Consider the following 16,631-nt stretch of genomic DNA (forward strand, 5'->3'; position numbering starts at 1 on the left):
CCGCGCCCCTTCGATTGCTTATGGCAGGATGTCAGTCCTTACCCTTATCGCCCTTGCTGCCGCCTTCGCTGGCATCTGCGTCGGGCTTTTTCTTGGGCGCCGCCTTCTTCTTCGCCGCGGGCTTGCGCTTCGGCTTGGTCTTGGGCGGGGCGGGAGTGAGTTCGAACGACGGCTTGCCATCCTTCATCGTCACTGCGACTTCGCCGCCATCGGCCAGCTTGCCGAACAACAGCTCTTCAGCGAGCGGCTGCTTGATCTTTTCCTGGATCAGGCGACCCATCGGGCGTGCGCCGTAGAGCTTGTCATAGCCCTTGTCCGCCATCCATGCGCGCGATTCCGCGTCGAACTGGATATCGACATTCTGTTCGGCCAGCTGCAGTTCGAGCTGGAGGATGAACTTGTCGACAACGCGGGCCACGGTTGCCTTGTTGAGGTAACCGAAGGGAACGATCGCATCGAGACGGTTGCGGAATTCCGGCGTGAACATGCGCTTCACCGCTTCCTCGCTCGCATCTTCCTTGGATACGTCGCCGAAACCGATGCCCTGCTTGGCCATGTCGGATGCACCCGCATTGGTCGTCATGATGAGGACCACGTTGCGGAAATCGACCGTCTTGCCGTGATGGTCGGTCAGGCGGCCGTTATCCATCACCTGCAACAGGATGTTGAAGAGGTCCGGGTGGGCCTTCTCGATTTCGTCGAGCAGCAGCACGCAATGCGGGTTCTGATCAACCGCATCGGTTAAAAGACCGCCCTGGTCGTAACCAACATAGCCCGGAGGCGCACCGATCAGGCGGCTGATCGAATGACGCTCCATATACTCGGACATGTCGAAGCGCTTGAGCTCGATACCCATGATCGAGGCGAGCTGGCGCGCGACTTCGGTCTTGCCGACGCCGGTCGGGCCGCTGAACAGGAACGAACCGATGGGCTTGTCCGGATCGCGCAGGCCTGCGCGGGACAGCTTCATGGCCGTCGACAGCTTCTCGACTGCCGGATCCTGGCCGAAGACGACGTGCTTGAGGTCGCGCTCGAGGTTCTCGAGAGCCTTCTTGTCGTCGCTCGACACCGATTTCGGCGGGATGCGCGCCATTGTCGCAATGACGGCCTCGATCTCGCGTGCGGTTATCTTCTTCTTGCGGCGGCTGGGCGGCACCAGCATCTGCATCGCGCCCACTTCGTCGATCACGTCGATCGCCTTGTCGGGCAGCTTGCGGTCGTTGATGTAACGCGCCGACAGCTCGACGGCGGTCTTGAGCGCATCGGGGGTGTACTTGACCTTGTGATGCTCTTCAAAGGCACTGCGCAGACCTTTGAGGATCTTGATCGTGTCCTCGATCGTGGGTTCGTTCACGTCGATCTTCTGGAACCGGCGCAGCAGGGCGCGGTCCTTTTCGAAGTGATTGCGGAATTCCTTGTAGGTGGTCGAGCCGATGCAGCGGATCGAACCGCTGGAAAGCGCGGGCTTCAAGAGGTTCGACGCATCCATCGCGCCGCCGCTGGTCGCGCCGGCACCGATCACTGTGTGGATCTCGTCGATGAAGAGCACGGCTTCGGGCATGCTCTCGAGCTCGTTCACGACCTGCTTCAGCCGCTCCTCGAAATCGCCACGATAGCGTGTGCCTGCCAGCAGTGCGCCCATGTCGAGCGAATAGATCACCGCATCCTGCAGTACTTCGGGCACGTCGCCTTCGACGATCTTGCGCGCGAGACCTTCTGCGATGGCGGTCTTGCCGACGCCCGGATCGCCCACGTAGAGCGGGTTGTTCTTCGAGCGGCGGCACAGGATCTGGACCGTGCGGTCCACTTCCGGACCGCGGCCGATCAGCGGATCGATACGACCGTCCTCGGCCTTCTGGTTCAAATTGACGGTGAACTGGTCGAGCGCGGTTTCCTTCTTGTCTCCGCCCTTCGCCTGTTCGGGTGCGTCGGGACTTTGCGCTTCTTCCGCGCCTTGCGGTGGACGGCCTTCGACCTGTTTGCCGCCCTTGCCGATGCCGTGGCTGATAAAGCTGACCGCATCGAGACGGCTCATGTCCTGCTGCTGCAGGAAATAGACCGCATAGCTGTCGCGTTCGGAGAACAGGGCCACCAGCACATTTGCACCGGTCACCGTGTCCTTGCCGGAAGACTGGACGTGCAGGATCGCGCGCTGGATCACGCGCTGGAAACCGGCTGTCGGCTGCGGATCGGCCCCGTCGTCCGATTTCAGCGACTGGTATTCCTGTTCGAGATACTGCGTGACGACCGTCGTCAGTTCGCCGAGATCGACACCGCAAGCGGTCATGACCTGGGCGGCGTCCTCATCGCCGATTAGCGCGAGCAGCAAATGCTCCAGCGTCGCATATTCATGACGACGCTCGCCCGCATCGGTGAGGGCTGCGTGAAGGGTCTTTTCGAGGTTCGCGGCGAAGCTTGGCATTCGGATCCTACTTTCGAGGGACTCGCAGAACGGCGAGACAGGGAGAGCCTAAGGGGTCAAGCTTGACGAAAGCTGACCACGCGGCGGCGTGTTTCGTGCATATGGGAAGCGGGCTGCGGAATTTCAGCCCCCCGACCACCGCCTAGTCCTTTCGCCCGAAAAGGGCGTCGGCCGCGTCGCGGTGTGCGGCGGCTTTCAGGCGGTGCTTTTCGACGCGCGCGATCTCGTCTTCGAGAAGACGGATGCGGTCGGCCAGTTCGTCGATGGAATAGGGTGCCAGGTCTTCTCCGGCGAGGAGGCTGGCGGCATCGCCTTTGGGGCGTGGACGGGCGTCGTCATCCATGGCGATCATGCTCTGCCTTTGCGCGGTTGCTGTCAACACGGCTGCGCGTTAATGCACCGCTTCGTGGCCGCCGGGCCGCACATTTGAAAAGGGGGAAGGTTTGGCCAGCAATCTGCCGGAAACGATGACCGCGATGGGCTTCGATGCACCGGGTGGTCCGGATGTTTTTCGTGCCGAAACCCTGCCCGTCCCGGTGCCCACCGGCAAGCAGGTCCTGATCAAGGTCGACCACGCCGGCGTGAACCGGCCCGATGTAATTCAGCGCCAGGGCTTCTATCCGCCCCCGCCGGGTGCCTCGCACATTCCGGGGCTGGAGGTTTCGGGGACGATCGTGGCAGTTGGTGACGAAGCCGCGCCGGAGATGCTCAACCGCCGCGTTTGCGCGCTGGTGTCGGGTGGCGGCTATGCCGAATACTGCCTCGCCCATGCGGAACATTGCCTTTCGGTCCCGCAGGGCATGGACATGGCAACCGCTGCGGCAATTCCCGAAACACTGTTCACCGTGTGGCACAATGTGTTCGAGCGGGGCTGGGCGCGCGACGGGGAAACCTTCCTCGTTCACGGCGGCACGAGCGGGATCGGCACCATGGCGATCCAGCTGGCCAAGGAATTCGGCCTCAAGGTCTTGACCACGGCCGGAAGCGACGAAAAGTGCGAGGCTGCGCGCGGCGTCGGCGCGGATCTCGCGATCAACTACAAGACCGATGACTTCGTCGAGAAGGTGAACGAATTCACCGCAGGCCAGGGAGCGGACGTGATCCTCGACATGGTGTCGGGCGATTACGTTCAGCGAAACCTGGACTGCCTCGCAGTCGACGGGCGTCATGTGACGATTGCCGTTCTCGGCGGGCTGAAGGCGGAAATCAACATGGCGAAGCTGATGAGCAAGCGGCAGACGCTGACCGGCTCGACGCTGCGCCCGCGCTCGGACGAGTTCAAGGCCTTGCTGGCAGACGAAATCTATAACCACGCGTGGCCCCTGTTCGAGGACGGCACGGTCGCACCGGTCATGGACGAGGTGTTCCCGCTGACCGAGGTCGGCGCTGCTCATGCGCGCATGGAAGCAGGCGATCACATCGGCAAAATCGTGCTCAAGGTGTCCGGCGAGGACTGACTCCGAACCGTAGCAAAGACGCGCTTGTGTAATGCGCCTGCGATGCTGACGTAACAATTGTCTGCCATGCACGCCCCAGATTCAGGGGGAATGTGCATGACCAATCTCACGCCCGACCTTACCGCTTTCGCCAATGTTTCCAGCTTCCTTCCGGTCAGGCCGAAGGTGCCCGAGCGCACCAGTCTGGAGGAGCGCCGCCGTTTCCGCACGATCTGGATCAGCGACATCCATCTCGGCACCAAGGGTTGCAACGCAGAGCTGCTGATCGACTTCCTCGACCACACCGACAGCGACACGATGTACCTGGTCGGCGACATCATCGACGGCTGGCGGCTGAAGAAGAAGTTCTACTGGCCCGCCGAACACAACGACATCGTCTGGCGCATCCTGAAGCGCGCGCATCGCGGTACGCGCATCGTCTACATTCCCGGTAATCACGACGAGATGGTGCGACCCTTCTCGGGCATGAATTTCGGCGGGGTGGAGATCGCTCGCGCGGCCTTCCATGATACTGCCGACGGGCGCCGGTTGATGGTCCTCCATGGCGATGAATTCGATACCGTCATGCTCGCCCACCGCTGGCTCGCTTTCGTGGGCGACGCGCTTTACCACGCCATGATGAAGCTGAACGGCTGGGTCGCCTCGGTACGCAAGCTGCTGGGGCTGCCGTACTGGTCGATTTCGAAAGCGGCCAAGCACAAGGTGAAGAATGCCGTCGAGTTCATCTCGAAGTACGAATCGGTAGTCGCACGGGCCGCGGGCGAACGTGGTGTCGACGGCGTGGTCTGCGGCCATATCCACACCGCGGAAATGCGCGACTTCAAGCACGGCGAGGGCGAGGTCGCCTATTACAACGACGGCGACTGGGTCGAAGGCTGCACCGCGCTGGTCGAGCATTTCGACGGCACCATGGAAATCCTTCACTGGCCCTACGAAATCAGCAAGCGCGAGGCCGAAAAGGCCGCGCAGGCGGCACCGGCCATGCAGGCTGCATGAACGCGCAGCGCCTGTCGCTCGAATTCGAGGGGTCTGCCATTACCCCCCAGCGGATTGCCATCGTCACCGACGCGTGGCTCCCGCAGATGAACGGCGTGGTCCGCACGCTCACCACGACGTGCGACCATCTGCGCAGATTGGGCCATGATGTGATGGTCGTCTCGCCCGATGCCTTTCGCAGCGTGCCGTGCCCGACATATCCCGAAATCAGGCTCGCACTGACGAGCCCGGCGACAATCTCCGCGCGCCTGCGTGCTTTCGCCCCGGATGCCATCCATATCGCGACCGAAGGCCCGCTGGGGCTAGCGGCGCGCCATCACTGTGTGAAGCATGGCATCGAATTCACCACCGCCTACCACACCCAGTTTCCCGACTATCTGGCCAAGCGCACCCGTCTGCCAAGCGACTGGTTCTGGCGCTACATCGGCTGGTTTCATCGACCCGCTAGCCGGATCCTGGTGGCAACGCCGAGCATCCGCACGGAGCTGAGGCAGCATGGCCTGGACCGGCTCCATCATTGGAGCAGGGGTGTCGACCTTGAGTGCTTCACCCCAGACGCGCCGCCGCCAACGGAGTTCGAGAACCTCCAGTGGCCGATTCAGCTTTACGTCGGGAGAGTAGCGGTAGAGAAGAATCTCGAAGCCTTCCTCGACTCCTCGCGTCCCGGCAGCAAGGTCGTGGTCGGCGACGGCCCGGCGCTCGAGCAATTGCGCAGAGCTTATCCCGATGCCTTCTTCCTTGGCCGCAGGACCGGCAGCGAGCTTGCCGGTTGCTATGCCGGGGCGGACGTCTTTGTCTTTCCCAGCCTCACCGACACCTTCGGCCTCGTCATGATAGAGGCATTGGCTTGCGGGACGCCGGTGGCCGCGTTTCCTGTTGCCGGGCCTCGCGACATCGTGTCCGACGCGGTCGGGGCGCTTTCCTTTCAGCTCGACCGGGCGATCGATGCCGCGCTTTATTGCGACCGCAAGGCCTGCGCCCGTTTCGCGCGGCAGTATTCTTGGGAAGCGGCCAGCGCGCAATTTCTCGACGGACTTGCGCCGCTCTCGCACCGGGAACCAATCGCGCCTGAGCGGGCGGCGGGCTGATCGCGCTTGCCGAATCCGCACCTGTCGCCTACATGCGAAGGGCAACGGCCGCTCCGCGAGGGGCGGCCCTTCTATTTTCAGACTCGAGAAAAGGCATATTGATGGCCGACCAACCCACTCCGCTGATGCCGCATGCGACCGCCACCTGGCTGGTCGACAACACCGGTCTTTCGTTCGAACAGATCGCCGAGTTCTGCGGCCTCCACATCCTGGAAGTCCAGGCCATGGCCGACGATCTCGCCAGCAGCAAGTACACAGGTCGCGACCCGCTCCATTCCGGCGAGCTGACGCAGGAAGAAATCGAGAAGGGCCAGGCCGATCCGGAATACCGGCTCAAGATGCAGCGCGCGCCCGTAGCGGTCAGCCGCACCAAGGGCCCGCGCTACACGCCGGTTTCGAAGCGGCAGGACAAGCCCGACGGTATTGCATGGTTGCTGCGTAGCCATCCGGAAGTGTCGGACGCCCAGATTTCCAAGCTTATCGGCACCACGCGCAACACGATTACCGCGATCCGCGAGCGCAGCCACTGGAATATTCAGAATATCCAGCCGAAGGACCCGGTCACTCTGGGCCTGTGTTCGCAGCGCGAGCTCGACGCGGTGGTCGCCAAGGCAGCCAAGAACAAGCCTGCTCCCGAAGAAGGTGAAGAGGCAGCGCCTGCGCCCAGCGGCGTCAGCGATCGCGAAAAGCTGATCGAAGAATTGCGCGCCGAGCGCGACGCCAATGAAAAGGCCGCCGCCGAAGCTGCGCAGGAAGCCGAAGCCGAGGAGTGGCTGCGCGCCAAGCGTGCCGCCGAAGAAGCGGGCGAAGCACCTGCAGCCCCTTCCGACGAGGGCTGAATTCCTCCGATATACGATACGCAAAGGGCGGGCGAGGCACAGAGCTTCGCCCGCCCTTTTTGCTTGCGTTTAGCGCGAGATAGGCCATGTTATTGACATGGATGTAAGCAAGCTGCCGAACCACCATCCCACCCCATGGGACACGCAATTCGAAGCAATGGCGCTTCCGGCAATGTTTGCCCGAACGACCGCAAGGGCGCCGGATGCGCCCCTGCTGCATTTTCTCGGCCGCACTTATAGCTACGCTGAACTGCTCCGCGACGCGGAAGCATTCGCCCATGCTCTAAAGGGCCGGGGCATCGAAAAGGGTGACCGGGTCGGTCTCTTCCTTCCCAATGTCCCAAGCTATGTCGCCGCCTATTACGGGGCGATGATGGCAGGCGCCGTGGTCGTGAATTTCTCGCCGCTCTATTCGGTCGACGAGCTCGCGCAGCAGGTTGCCGATTCCGGAACGCGCGTCCTTGTGACCGTGGACGTGCCCGAGCTTTACGGCACCGCGGAAGAAGTGCTGAAAAATTCCGCGCTCGAGACACTCGTCGTCAGCAGGCTTTCGGCCATGCTTCCCAAGTTGAAGGGAATTGCCCTGCGCCTGTTCGCGCGCAGCAAGGTTGCGAAGGTTTCGCATGGCGAGACGGTTCTCTACTGGAGCACGCTCCTGGCAGAGGGTGCCCGGGGCGGCAGCCTGCCGGAAGTCGCACCCGACGATCTCGCCCTGTTGCAGTATACCGGGGGGACCACCGGAACACCCAAGGGGGCGATGCTCACCCACTCGAACCTGTCTATCAATGCGCAGCAGACCGCAGGCCTCAATCCTTTCGGCGATCCGTCATCGGAAGTCTTCATGGGCGCGCTCCCGTTCTTCCACGTGTTCGCCAACACGGCGCTGCTCAACCATGCGGTGGTGAGCGGTGGCTCGATCGCCATGGTTCCGCGCTTCGAGACGAAGCAGGTGCTCGAGACGATCCAGAAGCACGGAGCGACCGGCTTTCCCGGCGTGCCGACCATGTTCCAGGCCATGCTCGATCATCCCGACCTGCCGAAAACCAATATGTCGTCGCTAAAGGTGTGCATTTCCGGCGGTGCGCCGCTGCCTGCGCCCCTGCGTGACAAGTTTGAAGCCGCAACCGGCGTCAGACTGGTGGAGGGCTATGGCCTGACCGAAAGTTCGGGCGTTGTCTCGGTCAACCCATACGAGGGTACACGAAAACCGGGCACAATCGGGCAGGTCGTGATGCGCACGGAAGTGCTCTTGCTGGACAAGGAAGATCCGACCGTTATTGCGCCCGATGGCGAGCCCGGAGAGCTGGCCATCCACGGACCGCAAATCATGCAGGGCTACTGGAACCGGCCAGAGGCATCGAAAGAAGTCTTCATTGAGCATTACGGCAAGAAGTGGCTGCGCACCGGCGATGTTGCCATGGTGGACGAAGACGGTTTTCTCGCCATCGTCGATCGTATCAAGGACATGATTGCCGTGGGCGGGTTCAAGGTCTTCCCCAGCCAGGTCGAAGACGTCCTGCTCGAAAACGCTGCGGTCAAGGAAGCGCTCGTGATCGGAATTCCGGACGATTACCTCGGCGAATGCCCCAAAGCCTATGTGACGCTGAACGCCGATGCCGATACGGACGACGACGCTCTCCGCGAATGGCTCAACGCCCGCATCGGCAAGCACGAACGCGTGTGCGGCGTCGAAGTACGCGAAGAACTGCCCAAGACCATGATCGGCAAGCTCGACCGCAAGGCTTTGCGCGCCGAAGTGCTCGATTGAGGCCCTACTGGCCTAGCCCATAAAAGAAGAAGGTCGCCCTGCGTCGTGCGCAGAGCGACCTTCATCCCCTCCAAACTGTATGTGGTGTCAACTGGCGACCTGGAGGTCCGGCTTGCTCGCCTGCTGCTGCGGTGCTGCTGCTGCGGGCTTCGCATCGCGGTGTGCGAAGCGGCCTTCTACCTGCGCGCCCTGCTCGATGGTCAGCGCATCGTAGAACACGTCGCCATTGATCTTGGCGGTTTTCAGGATGACCAGTTCACGAGCAGTGATCGATCCGTTGACCGTTCCTGCCAGCCGTGCACTTTCGGCCTTGATGGCGCCGGTCACCGTGCTGGTTTCGCCCTGCACCAGGCTGGAGCAGGAAATGTCGCCTTCGACGTTGCCGTCGATGTGCAAGTCTGCCGAAGCCTTGATGTCGCCCTTGATGGCAAGGTCCGAACCGAGGACCGAAAACGTGGAATTGCTCTTGCTGGCCATGGGTACGCTGCGTCCGGAATTATTGGGCGAGGGCGAGCTCGGGTGCTCGGCGGATTTCTTCGAGAACATGGGGGGCTGTCTCCAGGAAGGTGCGCGGGTTGACCGCCTTGTTGTTGATCCGGACCTCGAAATGGAGGTGGGGACCGGTGGAGCGACCCGTGCTGCCGATCGCGCCGATGGTTTCGCCTGCGCCGACCTGCTGGCCGACCTTGGCGTTGAAGCGCGACATGTGCGCATAGCGCGTCATCAGGCCATTGCCGTGAGTGATTTCGACCGTGTTGCCATAACCGCCCTTGCGACCGACGAATGTGACGCGGCCTTTGGCGGCGGCATAGATCGGCGTTCCGGTTGCGCCCTTGAAGTCGAGGCCATTGTGCATGGCTGCGCGGCCATTGAAGGGATCGCGGCGATAGCCGAAGCCCGACGAGATCAGGTCCTTGCGGGCCGGGGCGAATTGGGGGACGCCTTCAAGCGCCTGTTCGAGAGCGGCCATGCGCTCCATCGAGAGGCCGAGGCGTTCGAAGCGCGGATCGATCGAGCCGTCGGCGGCAGTAGCCAATCCGTCGAGCGGACCACCCATCGCCTGGTTTCGGCTGGTGCGGATCACCTGTGCCGGGTTGAGGTCGAGCTTCTTGAGCGCTTCAGCTGCGCGCTGCGCACGCCAGTCGGCGTAGCGGGTCAGCCCTTCGACCACGGCAAGCTGTCGCGCTTCGATGCGGGCGAGCTTGGCGGCTTCGGGGAACGCGGCGGACACCTTCTCGACCGTGGCAGCGGCTTCGCCCGAAGAATCGGAAACGGCCGTGTCCACCTTGAGGTCTTCGGGAAGCAGCTCTGCGACGCCTTCGATGAATTCCATCCGGCGGTCGAGATCGTCGCTTACCGCGTCGAGGTCTTCGCTATAGGCGGCGAACCGCTCTTCCTGCGTGGCGACCTTGGCTTCGCGATCGAGCAGGAGGTCGCGATCGGCGGATGCGCGGTACTGCGCCCAGCCAGCGATCGCCATCGAGAGCGCCCATACGAGCAGGACCGTGACGGCAACTGCTGCTGCGGTCATCTGTACGCGCGATGAAATGGTGATGAAGCGAACCTGGCCTTCGGAGCGCATGAAAAATTCGCGATCCGGAAACCAGCTCTTGATACGGGCAATGCGCCCGCCGCTTGCGTTGTCTATATCCAAAACGACCCGTCCCTTGGTCTTTGACCCTTGTTTGAGATCGCTAACAAAGGTTCCCGCGAAAATCGAATAAACCCTTACCGGAATCCACGAGTTGAAGATTTGGCGGGACGAGTCGTTTCATCGAGGCGAAATTTCCGATCAAAGCCGGGAACCAAAGATTAAGTCGGTGTTTACCACGCCGCGCCTGATTCGGTCCGATTCTGGCACGCTGACAAGCATTTACCGCAGTGCTAGGCGGTGGGAATGACGAACCGCGCGAATGGACGCCGAATCGGCCTGTTGGGCGGGAGCTTCAATCCCGCGCACGGCGGTCACAGGCGCATATCCCTGTTCGCGCGAGAGGCGTTGGGGCTCGACCAGGTCTGGTGGCTTGTATCGCCCGGTAATCCACTCAAACCGAAGGAAGGAATGGCACCGCTCGCGGCGCGCCTGTCCTCGGCGATGGAGCAGGCCCGCCGCGCGCCGATCCGCGCGACCGCAATCGAGCGCGAGCTGGGGACGCGCTATACTGTCGATACGCTGGGCGCGATCCAGCGGCGTTATCCCAAGCATGACTTCGTCTGGCTCATGGGCTCCGACAATCTCGCCCAATTCCATCGCTGGCGCGACTGGCGGGGGATCGCGCGAAGGATGCCGATTGCGGTAATCGCGCGCCCCGGCTATGATGGTGCCGCTATCGCAAGCCCCGCGATGGCCTGGCTGAGGCGCTACCGCGTTCCTCTCGCCAGCTTTGCTAATGGGGGCGAATGGAGCGCACCGGCACTGGTGACATTGCGTTTCGATCCCGACCCGCGTTCGGCCACGGCAATCCGCCGCGCCGATCCCGACTGGGCATCGCGCCACGCCGGCAAAACCCTTCGAGACCAGGTGACTCATCGTCCAATCCCGTCACGGGAGGAAACAACTGCGCCATGATGCGCGTTGTCTTTCCCATGATACCCACGGTCTCTTCGACCCCCGCATTCAGGAGTACAATGCACGCCTATGACACAGGCGCATACCAATCCGGCCAGTTCCGGAACCGACACGGCGAAGGTGTTTCGCATGGCTGATGCCAAGGACGATCCGCTGCTTTCGCTCGTGCTCAAGCAACTCGACGACGACCAGGCACAGGAGATCGTAACCATCGATCTCGAGGGAAAGACCTCGATTGCCGATCACATGGTGATCGCATCGGGCCGTTCGACCCGCCAGGTGGCTTCGATGGCTCAAAAGCTTGCCGAAACGGTCAAGAAAGAGGGTTTTGGTCCGGTGAAACTGGAAGGCCTTCCGGCAGCAGACTGGGTCCTGATCGACGCCGGTGACGTCGTGGTGCACCTATTCCGCCCGGAAGTCCGCAGCTTCTACAATCTGGAGCGCATGTGGGCCTTCGGTGACGCACCGCCGGTGGCCGGCACGGCTTGATTGCTTTGCGCAGCCGCCTACGCGGCTGCGTCCTCGGCGCTGTTCCTCCGCTGCGCTTCGGGCGCCTGCGGGCGGGCGGTCGCCCTTGCCGGGCCCTCGGCCCGGCCTGAGATTGTCTGTCGAGGTTGGCGCTTTGCTTCTCCATATTATCGCTCGTGGAAAGATTGCCCGCTCGCCAGAGGCGGAGCTTGTGGCGCGATATGAGAAACGGCTGACATGGCCGGTAAAGTTTACCGAATTGCCCGAAACCGGCGGGCGGATCCCGGAGCCGCAATCGCCCTATAAGACCGTGCTCCTTGACGAGCGCGGCAAGGATATTTCTTCCGAGAAGCTGGCCGCAACTCTCGAGCGCTGGCGCGATGAAGGCATGCGTGAATGTCGCTTTGTTCTAGGCGCGGCAGACGGGCATTCGGAGCAAGAGCGACGCGATGCGGATCTCCTGCTCGCCTTCGGCAAGGCGACCTGGCCGCACCTTCTGGCGCGTGCGATGCTCGCCGAACAATTGTACCGCGCGACGACGATCATCGCCGGTCACCCCTATCATCGCAGTGGGTGATGGGGCAGTAATGGCGTCATGATCCGCGCCGCAGCCATTTCCACGGCCCTGTTGATTGCCCTTGTCCTCGCCTTGCCGGGGACCGCATCGCCCGGTGGCGCAAGTGCTGCGGCCGCCCTTAGTGCGAGCGGCGCGCGTGAGGCGCTCGAGGCAGCGCGCCAGCAGCAGCGCAATGCCCGTGCGCGGGCAGAGCGGCTCGAGCAGAGAGCGAGCCGTTTGCAGGAAAGTGCCGGCAAGGCTCAGAGCGAGGCGGCCGCGCTTGCCGCACGCGTCCAGCAATCCGAAGCTGCCATTGCCGCGTCGGAGGCGGAACTGGCCCTGCTCAATATCCAGAAACAGAACCTCGACCGCCAGCTCTCAAGGAAGCGGGAGCCGCTCATGCGGCTCACCGCGGCTCTGCAGACAATGGCACGCCGCCCCCTGGCTCTGGCAGCGCTCCAGCCGGGCTCGCTGGAAGATCTGGTGCACACTAGGGCTGCGTTGTCAGCTGCAATCCCGATCGTGAAAGAGCGGACATCCGGCCTACGCTCGGAACTCGATCTCGCGCGCGATGTCGAGACGCGCCAGTTGCAAACGCTCGAAAGCCTGCGCGCGGCTGAATCCAGCCTCGATTCGCGCAGGCGCAATATGCTCGCCCTTGCGGAGAAAGAGCGGTTGCAGGCCCAGCGCGCTGCTGGCGGCGCTTCGCGAGAGGCGGAACGGGCCCTGTTCCTTGCCGAAGAAGCCCGGGACCTCGACAGCCTTGTGGGGGACCTTGAGGCGGCTGCCGCGATGCGAAGCCGCCTGGCTGTACTGCCCGGGCCGGTGCTGCGGCCGGGAAGCGCGCCTGCGTCCTCCTCGTCGCCCATTGCTGCGGACATACCCCGTCCCTCACCGAGTTCAACCGCTGCTCCGGATCGCTACATCCTGCCTGTCGGCGGCCGCGTCGTGACCGGCTTCGGTGATCCCGATGCGAGCGGCGAGCGCAGTTCGGGCCTGGTGATGACAGCGCGGCCCCGTGCGCAGGTTGTCGCTCCCGGCGAGGGGCGCGTCGTGTTCGCCGGACCATACCGGGGTTTCGGCGCAATCGCGATTATCGAACACGCCAATGGCTGGACCAGCCTCATTACGGGGATGTCACTCGTATCGGTGGCGGTCGGGCAGCCGGTCACGGCAGGCTCTCCGCTTGGACAAGCCGGCCCCGCCGGATCGCAAGTCGCGCTCGAGGTCCGCAGGGATGGCGAACCGGTTAATCCGCTCGACCTACTAAGCTAGGCGGTCGGTCGAAAAACCGTTCCCTTGCGGGACAGCTTGCGGCTCATCTTTCATTCACGACGCGTGCGCTATACAATGCGCATTCGCTTGAAGGATATTGCCGATGAAATTCGCCGTTTTGGCCCGTTCCGCAGCTCTTGTGACCGCAGTTGCGCTGGTCCCCGCGACGACGGCCGGCCTAGCCCGCGTCGAAGGCAGCGCCGGGCCCGAGTTCGGCAAGCTGTTCTCGGTCTACCAGCGGATCAAGGCGAGCTATGTCGAGCCGGTCGAAGACGATGTCCTTATCAACGGCGCGATCGACGGCATGCTGGCCGCGCTCGACCCGCATTCCGGCTATCTCGACGGATCGGACCTCCAGCGGCTCGAAACCATGATCGATGGCAACTATTCCGGCCTCGGCCTTTCGGTCGTCGGCGAAGACGGTGCGGTAAAGGTCATCTCGCCTTTCCGGGGTAGCCCGGCTGACGAGGCGGGCGTCAAGGCGGGCGATTATATCACGCATCTCGACGGCGAACTGATCTACGGACTCGAGCTGGACGAAGCCGTCGCGCGCATGCGCGGCAAGGCGGGCACCTCGATCCGCCTGACCGTGTTCCGCCCCGGCCGTGACGAGCCTTTCGAAGTCGACGTGACGCGCGGCCTGATCGAACTGGAACCGGTGACCTGGAAGCTTGAAAACAATTCCATCGGTCACATCATGATCAACGAATTCTCCCGCGATGTCGGCAGTGATGTCTTCGCCGCATGGAAGGATCTGCAAAAGCAGGCCACGGGCCGCCTGACTGGCCTCGTGCTCGACCTGCGATCCAACCCGGGCGGATCGCTCGATGAAGCCGTCGCGCTGTCCGACCTGTTCCTCACCGACGGACAGATCGTTTCCCAGCGCGGCAGGGCGCGCGGCGAATCGATCAGCTACGAAGCCGAGACCGTGTTCCGCGGGGATATTGCAGAAGGACTCCCGATCGTCGTCCTGATCGATGCAGGCTCGGCTTCCGCCAGCGAAATCGTGGCAGGCGCGCTGCAGGACCATCGCCGTGCAGTGGTCATGGGCGAGCGCAGCTTCGGCAAGGGCAGCGTGCAGTCGCTCCTGCCGCTGGGCCGCGATGCCGCTCTGAAGCTCACGACGGCGCGCTATTACACGCCGTCCGGCCATTCGGTGCAGGAGGGCGGTATCAAGCCCGACATCACCGTGCCGCAGCTGTCCGATCCGGACCTTGCAAAGCGCAACCGCTTCCTGATGCGCGAGAGCGATCTGCGCGGCCATCTCGTCAATGAGCTTGGCCTCAAGGACGAGGACATGGAGGCGGACAAGCGCCAAGATCCGCGCTTCCAGATGACGGCTGCGGAGCTTGAGGAGCAGGGCATCGAGGATTTCCAGCTCCACTATGCGCTGCAAACGCTCAGCCGCACGTCTCCGAGCTCGGTTGCCGCGCGCCGCAAGTAGGGCTAGCACCCGCCCGCTATGACCGAGACCCCCTCGATGCAGCTGGCCCAGCGGCTGGCCCTTGCACTTCCTGCCGCGCTCCTGGCGGGCGCGTATATCTCGCAATACGGTTTCGGCCTCTATCCGTGCGAAATGTGCTGGTGGCAGCGCTGGCCCCACTTCGCCGCCCTCGCTTTCGCGCTGCTCTCGTTCTTCGTGCCGAACAGGAAACTGCTTCTCGCGCTGGCGGCCGGCGGTATCCTGACCTCCGGCGCGATCGGGTTCTTCCATGCGGGCGTGGAATACGGCTTGTGGGAGGGAATTACTTCCTGTGCCGCAGCCCCGCTGCCCGATGACGGGCAAAGCGCACTCGATGCGATCATGAACGCCCCTCTGGTGCGCTGTGACGAAGCGCCTTGGACCCTGTTTGGCGTCAGCCTCGCGGGCTTCAACTTCCTCTTGTCCACCGTGGGCGGGCTCACCATCTTCCGCCTGTTGGCAAAGGACAAGGCAGTATGACCAAGACCCCCGACCACATCGCCCGCATGATCCGCGTGGACCAGGCAGGAGAATTCGGCGCGACGCGGATCTACGCCGGACAGCTTGCCGTCATGGGCGATCGCGGCCCGCATTCGGCGGAGATTGCGGGGATGGCGGAACAGGAAGCCGACCACAGGGCACAGTTCGATGCGCTTATGGCGCGCCGCGGCGTTCGACCGACAGCCCTGCAGCCGTTCTGGGATCGCGCCGGCTTCGCATTGGGCGCAGTCACGGCGATGATCGGGCCGGAAGCCGCCATGGCCTGCACTGCTGCAGTCGAAACCGAGATCGACAAGCACTATTCCGACCAGCTCGACCAGCTGGAGGAGACCGGCGAGGATCCCGAACTTGCCGCGATGATCGAGCAGTTCCGCGAGGATGAACGGGAACACCGCGATGCCGCGCTTGCCGCGGGGGCCGAGCGTGCACCCGCCTATCCCGTCCTATCGGGCCTCATCCGCCTCGGATGCCGCGCAGCGATCCGTATTTCCGAACGCATCTAGCGGGAACCGGGCCACGCGCCCGTTCGCTTCATTGACAGTTCACGCGCGCGCGCGCTTAGTCGTGGGCGTACACAATTCACGAGGTTGACCATGTCCAAGCCGCTTCTCGCTTTTGCCGCCATCGCTGGCGCAACGCTCGGCGCTCCGGCGATCGCTCAGGTGCCGGTGGACACGGGTGACGACCGCTACAACATGGTGATCGTCTACGGCGAAGACGAATGCCCGCCGAGCGAGGGCGACGTAATCGTTGTCTGTGCGCGCAAGGCAGAGGCGGAACGCTATCGCATCCCCGAAGCGCTGCGTTATTCGAAGAGCCCGGCCAACCAGAGCTGGGCGGACCGCGTCGAAAGCTTCGAAATGGTCGGTGCCTCGGGCATCATGTCCTGCACCCCGACCGGCCCGGCAAACTTCACCGGCTGTACCGAGCAATTCATCGACAAAGCCTACGAAGAAAAGCGCGAAGGCTCTGCTGTACGTTTTTCGGAAATTATCGCGGCCCAGCGGGCGGAACGGCTTTCGACCATCGATGAGGATGCGGAATTGCAGCAGCGCGATGTCGAGATGATCGAGCGCGAATATATGGAGCGTCTGGCACGCGAACGCGGCGAGCCGCTTCCGGGCGATGAAGAGGCGCTGCCCCAGCCCGAGGCCACCGTGGTTGCCGGCGACGCCGAGACCGACGAACAACCCGAATAAGGTCTATGGCCCGTTAACCAATTGCGGGTAC

Annotated in this window: 17 protein-coding genes; 13 read left to right on the top strand and 4 right to left on the bottom strand. The window is 63.1% G+C overall.

What is annotated here, in order from left to right; genetic code table 11:
• Window positions 1-31: 31 nt before the first annotated feature.
• Together clpA and GRI34_RS11040 are read right to left on the bottom strand one after the other, a co-directional pair.
• Window positions 32-2,422: an ATP-dependent Clp protease ATP-binding subunit ClpA gene (clpA, locus tag GRI34_RS11035; RefSeq protein ID WP_160595966.1), complete on the bottom strand. Its 2,391-nt coding sequence runs from the start codon at window positions 2,420-2,422 to the stop codon at window positions 32-34.
• A 142-nt stretch (window positions 2,423-2,564) separates the two neighbouring features.
• Window positions 2,565-2,765: a DUF1192 domain-containing protein gene (locus GRI34_RS11040; RefSeq protein WP_090478415.1), complete on the bottom strand. Its 201-nt coding sequence runs from the start codon at window positions 2,763-2,765 to the stop codon at window positions 2,565-2,567.
• Between the two features lie 100 nt (window positions 2,766-2,865).
• Here GRI34_RS11040 and GRI34_RS11045 point away from each other — a divergent pair, with 100 nt between their 5' ends.
• The 5 genes from GRI34_RS11045 (at window position 2,866) to GRI34_RS11065 (ending at window position 8,570) form a co-directional block, all read left to right on the top strand.
• Window positions 2,866-3,879, top strand: coding sequence for an NAD(P)H-quinone oxidoreductase (locus tag GRI34_RS11045; RefSeq protein ID WP_234028209.1), 1,014 nt, complete (start codon window positions 2,866-2,868; stop codon window positions 3,877-3,879).
• 96 nt (window positions 3,880-3,975) lie between these two features.
• Complete coding sequence (locus GRI34_RS11050; RefSeq protein WP_160595967.1) at window positions 3,976-4,875, top strand: UDP-2,3-diacylglucosamine diphosphatase; 900 nt, start codon at window positions 3,976-3,978, stop codon at window positions 4,873-4,875.
• The gene (locus GRI34_RS11055) at window positions 4,872-5,963 is read left to right on the top strand and encodes a glycosyltransferase family 4 protein (RefSeq protein ID WP_160595968.1); all 1,092 of its coding nucleotides are present in this window, start codon (window positions 4,872-4,874) and stop codon (window positions 5,961-5,963) included. The genes GRI34_RS11050 and GRI34_RS11055 overlap by 4 nt, the downstream gene beginning before the upstream one ends.
• Window positions 5,964-6,064: 101 nt before the next feature.
• A complete protein-coding gene (locus GRI34_RS11060) occupies window positions 6,065-6,802 on the top strand; it encodes a DUF1013 domain-containing protein (protein WP_160595969.1) in 738 nt (245 codons plus the stop codon).
• A gap of 97 nt (window positions 6,803-6,899) precedes the next feature.
• Window positions 6,900-8,570 carry a long-chain-fatty-acid--CoA ligase gene (locus GRI34_RS11065; protein ID WP_160595970.1) on the top strand — a complete coding sequence of 557 codons (1,671 nt, stop codon included), beginning with the start codon at window positions 6,900-6,902 and terminating at the stop codon, window positions 8,568-8,570.
• Between the two features lie 87 nt (window positions 8,571-8,657).
• Here the strand turns inward: GRI34_RS11065 and GRI34_RS11070 are convergent, their stop codons facing one another.
• Both GRI34_RS11070 and GRI34_RS11075 read right to left on the bottom strand, forming a co-directional pair.
• On the bottom strand, window positions 8,658-9,047 hold the full coding sequence (locus GRI34_RS11070) for a bactofilin family protein (protein ID WP_160595971.1): 390 nt from the start codon (window positions 9,045-9,047) through the stop codon (window positions 8,658-8,660).
• Between the two features lie 19 nt (window positions 9,048-9,066).
• Window positions 9,067-10,152 carry a M23 family metallopeptidase gene (locus tag GRI34_RS11075; protein ID WP_160596504.1) on the bottom strand — a complete coding sequence of 362 codons (1,086 nt, stop codon included), beginning with the start codon at window positions 10,150-10,152 and terminating at the stop codon, window positions 9,067-9,069.
• A gap of 315 nt (window positions 10,153-10,467) precedes the next feature.
• Between GRI34_RS11075 and GRI34_RS11080 the strand changes: the two genes are divergently transcribed.
• From GRI34_RS11080 to GRI34_RS11115, 8 genes are all read left to right on the top strand, one after another.
• Complete coding sequence (locus GRI34_RS11080; protein WP_160595972.1) at window positions 10,468-11,139, top strand: nicotinate-nucleotide adenylyltransferase; 672 nt, start codon at window positions 10,468-10,470, stop codon at window positions 11,137-11,139.
• A 69-nt stretch (window positions 11,140-11,208) separates the two neighbouring features.
• Window positions 11,209-11,628, top strand: coding sequence for a ribosome silencing factor (rsfS, locus tag GRI34_RS11085; RefSeq protein ID WP_199800155.1), 420 nt, complete (start codon window positions 11,209-11,211; stop codon window positions 11,626-11,628).
• Window positions 11,629-11,761: 133 nt separating this feature from the next.
• Window positions 11,762-12,184: a 23S rRNA (pseudouridine(1915)-N(3))-methyltransferase RlmH gene (locus GRI34_RS11090; protein ID WP_160595973.1), complete on the top strand. Its 423-nt coding sequence runs from the start codon at window positions 11,762-11,764 to the stop codon at window positions 12,182-12,184.
• 18 nt (window positions 12,185-12,202) lie between these two features.
• On the top strand, window positions 12,203-13,438 hold the full coding sequence (locus tag GRI34_RS11095) for a murein hydrolase activator EnvC family protein (RefSeq protein ID WP_160595974.1): 1,236 nt from the start codon (window positions 12,203-12,205) through the stop codon (window positions 13,436-13,438).
• A 103-nt stretch (window positions 13,439-13,541) separates the two neighbouring features.
• Window positions 13,542-14,882 (top strand): S41 family peptidase, encoded by a 1,341-nt coding sequence (locus GRI34_RS11100; RefSeq protein ID WP_160595975.1) that lies wholly within the window; start codon window positions 13,542-13,544, stop codon window positions 14,880-14,882.
• A gap of 18 nt (window positions 14,883-14,900) precedes the next feature.
• Window positions 14,901-15,380 (top strand): disulfide bond formation protein B, encoded by a 480-nt coding sequence (locus GRI34_RS11105; RefSeq protein ID WP_160595976.1) that lies wholly within the window; start codon window positions 14,901-14,903, stop codon window positions 15,378-15,380.
• The gene (locus tag GRI34_RS11110; RefSeq protein ID WP_160595977.1) at window positions 15,377-15,904 is read left to right on the top strand and encodes a demethoxyubiquinone hydroxylase family protein; all 528 of its coding nucleotides are present in this window, start codon (window positions 15,377-15,379) and stop codon (window positions 15,902-15,904) included. Before GRI34_RS11105 ends, GRI34_RS11110 begins: the two co-directional genes overlap by 4 nt.
• Window positions 15,905-15,994: 90 nt before the next feature.
• Window positions 15,995-16,600, top strand: a complete 606-nt coding sequence (locus GRI34_RS11115) for a hypothetical protein (RefSeq protein WP_160595978.1) — start codon at window positions 15,995-15,997, stop codon at window positions 16,598-16,600.
• The last annotated feature ends 31 nt before the right edge of the window (window positions 16,601-16,631 follow it).

Source organism: Qipengyuania aquimaris (assembly GCF_009827445.1).
Taxonomy (GTDB): Bacteria; Pseudomonadota; Alphaproteobacteria; order Sphingomonadales; family Sphingomonadaceae; genus Qipengyuania; species Qipengyuania aquimaris.

What these genes read in the sequence shown, in the direction of transcription:
- GRI34_RS11040 (WP_090478415.1), bottom strand. Translation starts at nt 2,765, where the DNA reads ATGGATGACGACGCCCGTCCACGCCCCAAAGGCGATGCCGCCAGCCTC.
- clpA (WP_160595966.1), bottom strand. Translation starts at nt 2,422, where the DNA reads ATGCCAAGCTTCGCCGCGAACCTCGAAAAGACCCTTCACGCAGCCCTC.
- GRI34_RS11060 (WP_160595969.1), top strand. Translation starts at nt 6,065, where the DNA reads ATGGCCGACCAACCCACTCCGCTGATGCCGCATGCGACCGCCACCTGG.
- GRI34_RS11055 (WP_160595968.1), top strand. Translation starts at nt 4,872, where the DNA reads ATGAACGCGCAGCGCCTGTCGCTCGAATTCGAGGGGTCTGCCATTACC.
- GRI34_RS11050 (WP_160595967.1), top strand. Translation starts at nt 3,976, where the DNA reads ATGACCAATCTCACGCCCGACCTTACCGCTTTCGCCAATGTTTCCAGC.
- GRI34_RS11065 (WP_160595970.1), top strand. Translation starts at nt 6,900, where the DNA reads ATGGATGTAAGCAAGCTGCCGAACCACCATCCCACCCCATGGGACACG.
- GRI34_RS11115 (WP_160595978.1), top strand. Translation starts at nt 15,995, where the DNA reads ATGTCCAAGCCGCTTCTCGCTTTTGCCGCCATCGCTGGCGCAACGCTC.
- rsfS (WP_199800155.1), top strand. Translation starts at nt 11,209, where the DNA reads ATGACACAGGCGCATACCAATCCGGCCAGTTCCGGAACCGACACGGCG.
- GRI34_RS11075 (WP_160596504.1), bottom strand. Translation starts at nt 10,152, where the DNA reads ATGCGCTCCGAAGGCCAGGTTCGCTTCATCACCATTTCATCGCGCGTA.
- GRI34_RS11070 (WP_160595971.1), bottom strand. Translation starts at nt 9,047, where the DNA reads ATGGCCAGCAAGAGCAATTCCACGTTTTCGGTCCTCGGTTCGGACCTT.
- GRI34_RS11100 (WP_160595975.1), top strand. Translation starts at nt 13,542, where the DNA reads ATGAAATTCGCCGTTTTGGCCCGTTCCGCAGCTCTTGTGACCGCAGTT.
- GRI34_RS11105 (WP_160595976.1), top strand. Translation starts at nt 14,901, where the DNA reads ATGACCGAGACCCCCTCGATGCAGCTGGCCCAGCGGCTGGCCCTTGCA.
- GRI34_RS11110 (WP_160595977.1), top strand. Translation starts at nt 15,377, where the DNA reads ATGACCAAGACCCCCGACCACATCGCCCGCATGATCCGCGTGGACCAG.
- GRI34_RS11095 (WP_160595974.1), top strand. Translation starts at nt 12,203, where the DNA reads ATGATCCGCGCCGCAGCCATTTCCACGGCCCTGTTGATTGCCCTTGTC.
- GRI34_RS11080 (WP_160595972.1), top strand. Translation starts at nt 10,468, where the DNA reads ATGACGAACCGCGCGAATGGACGCCGAATCGGCCTGTTGGGCGGGAGC.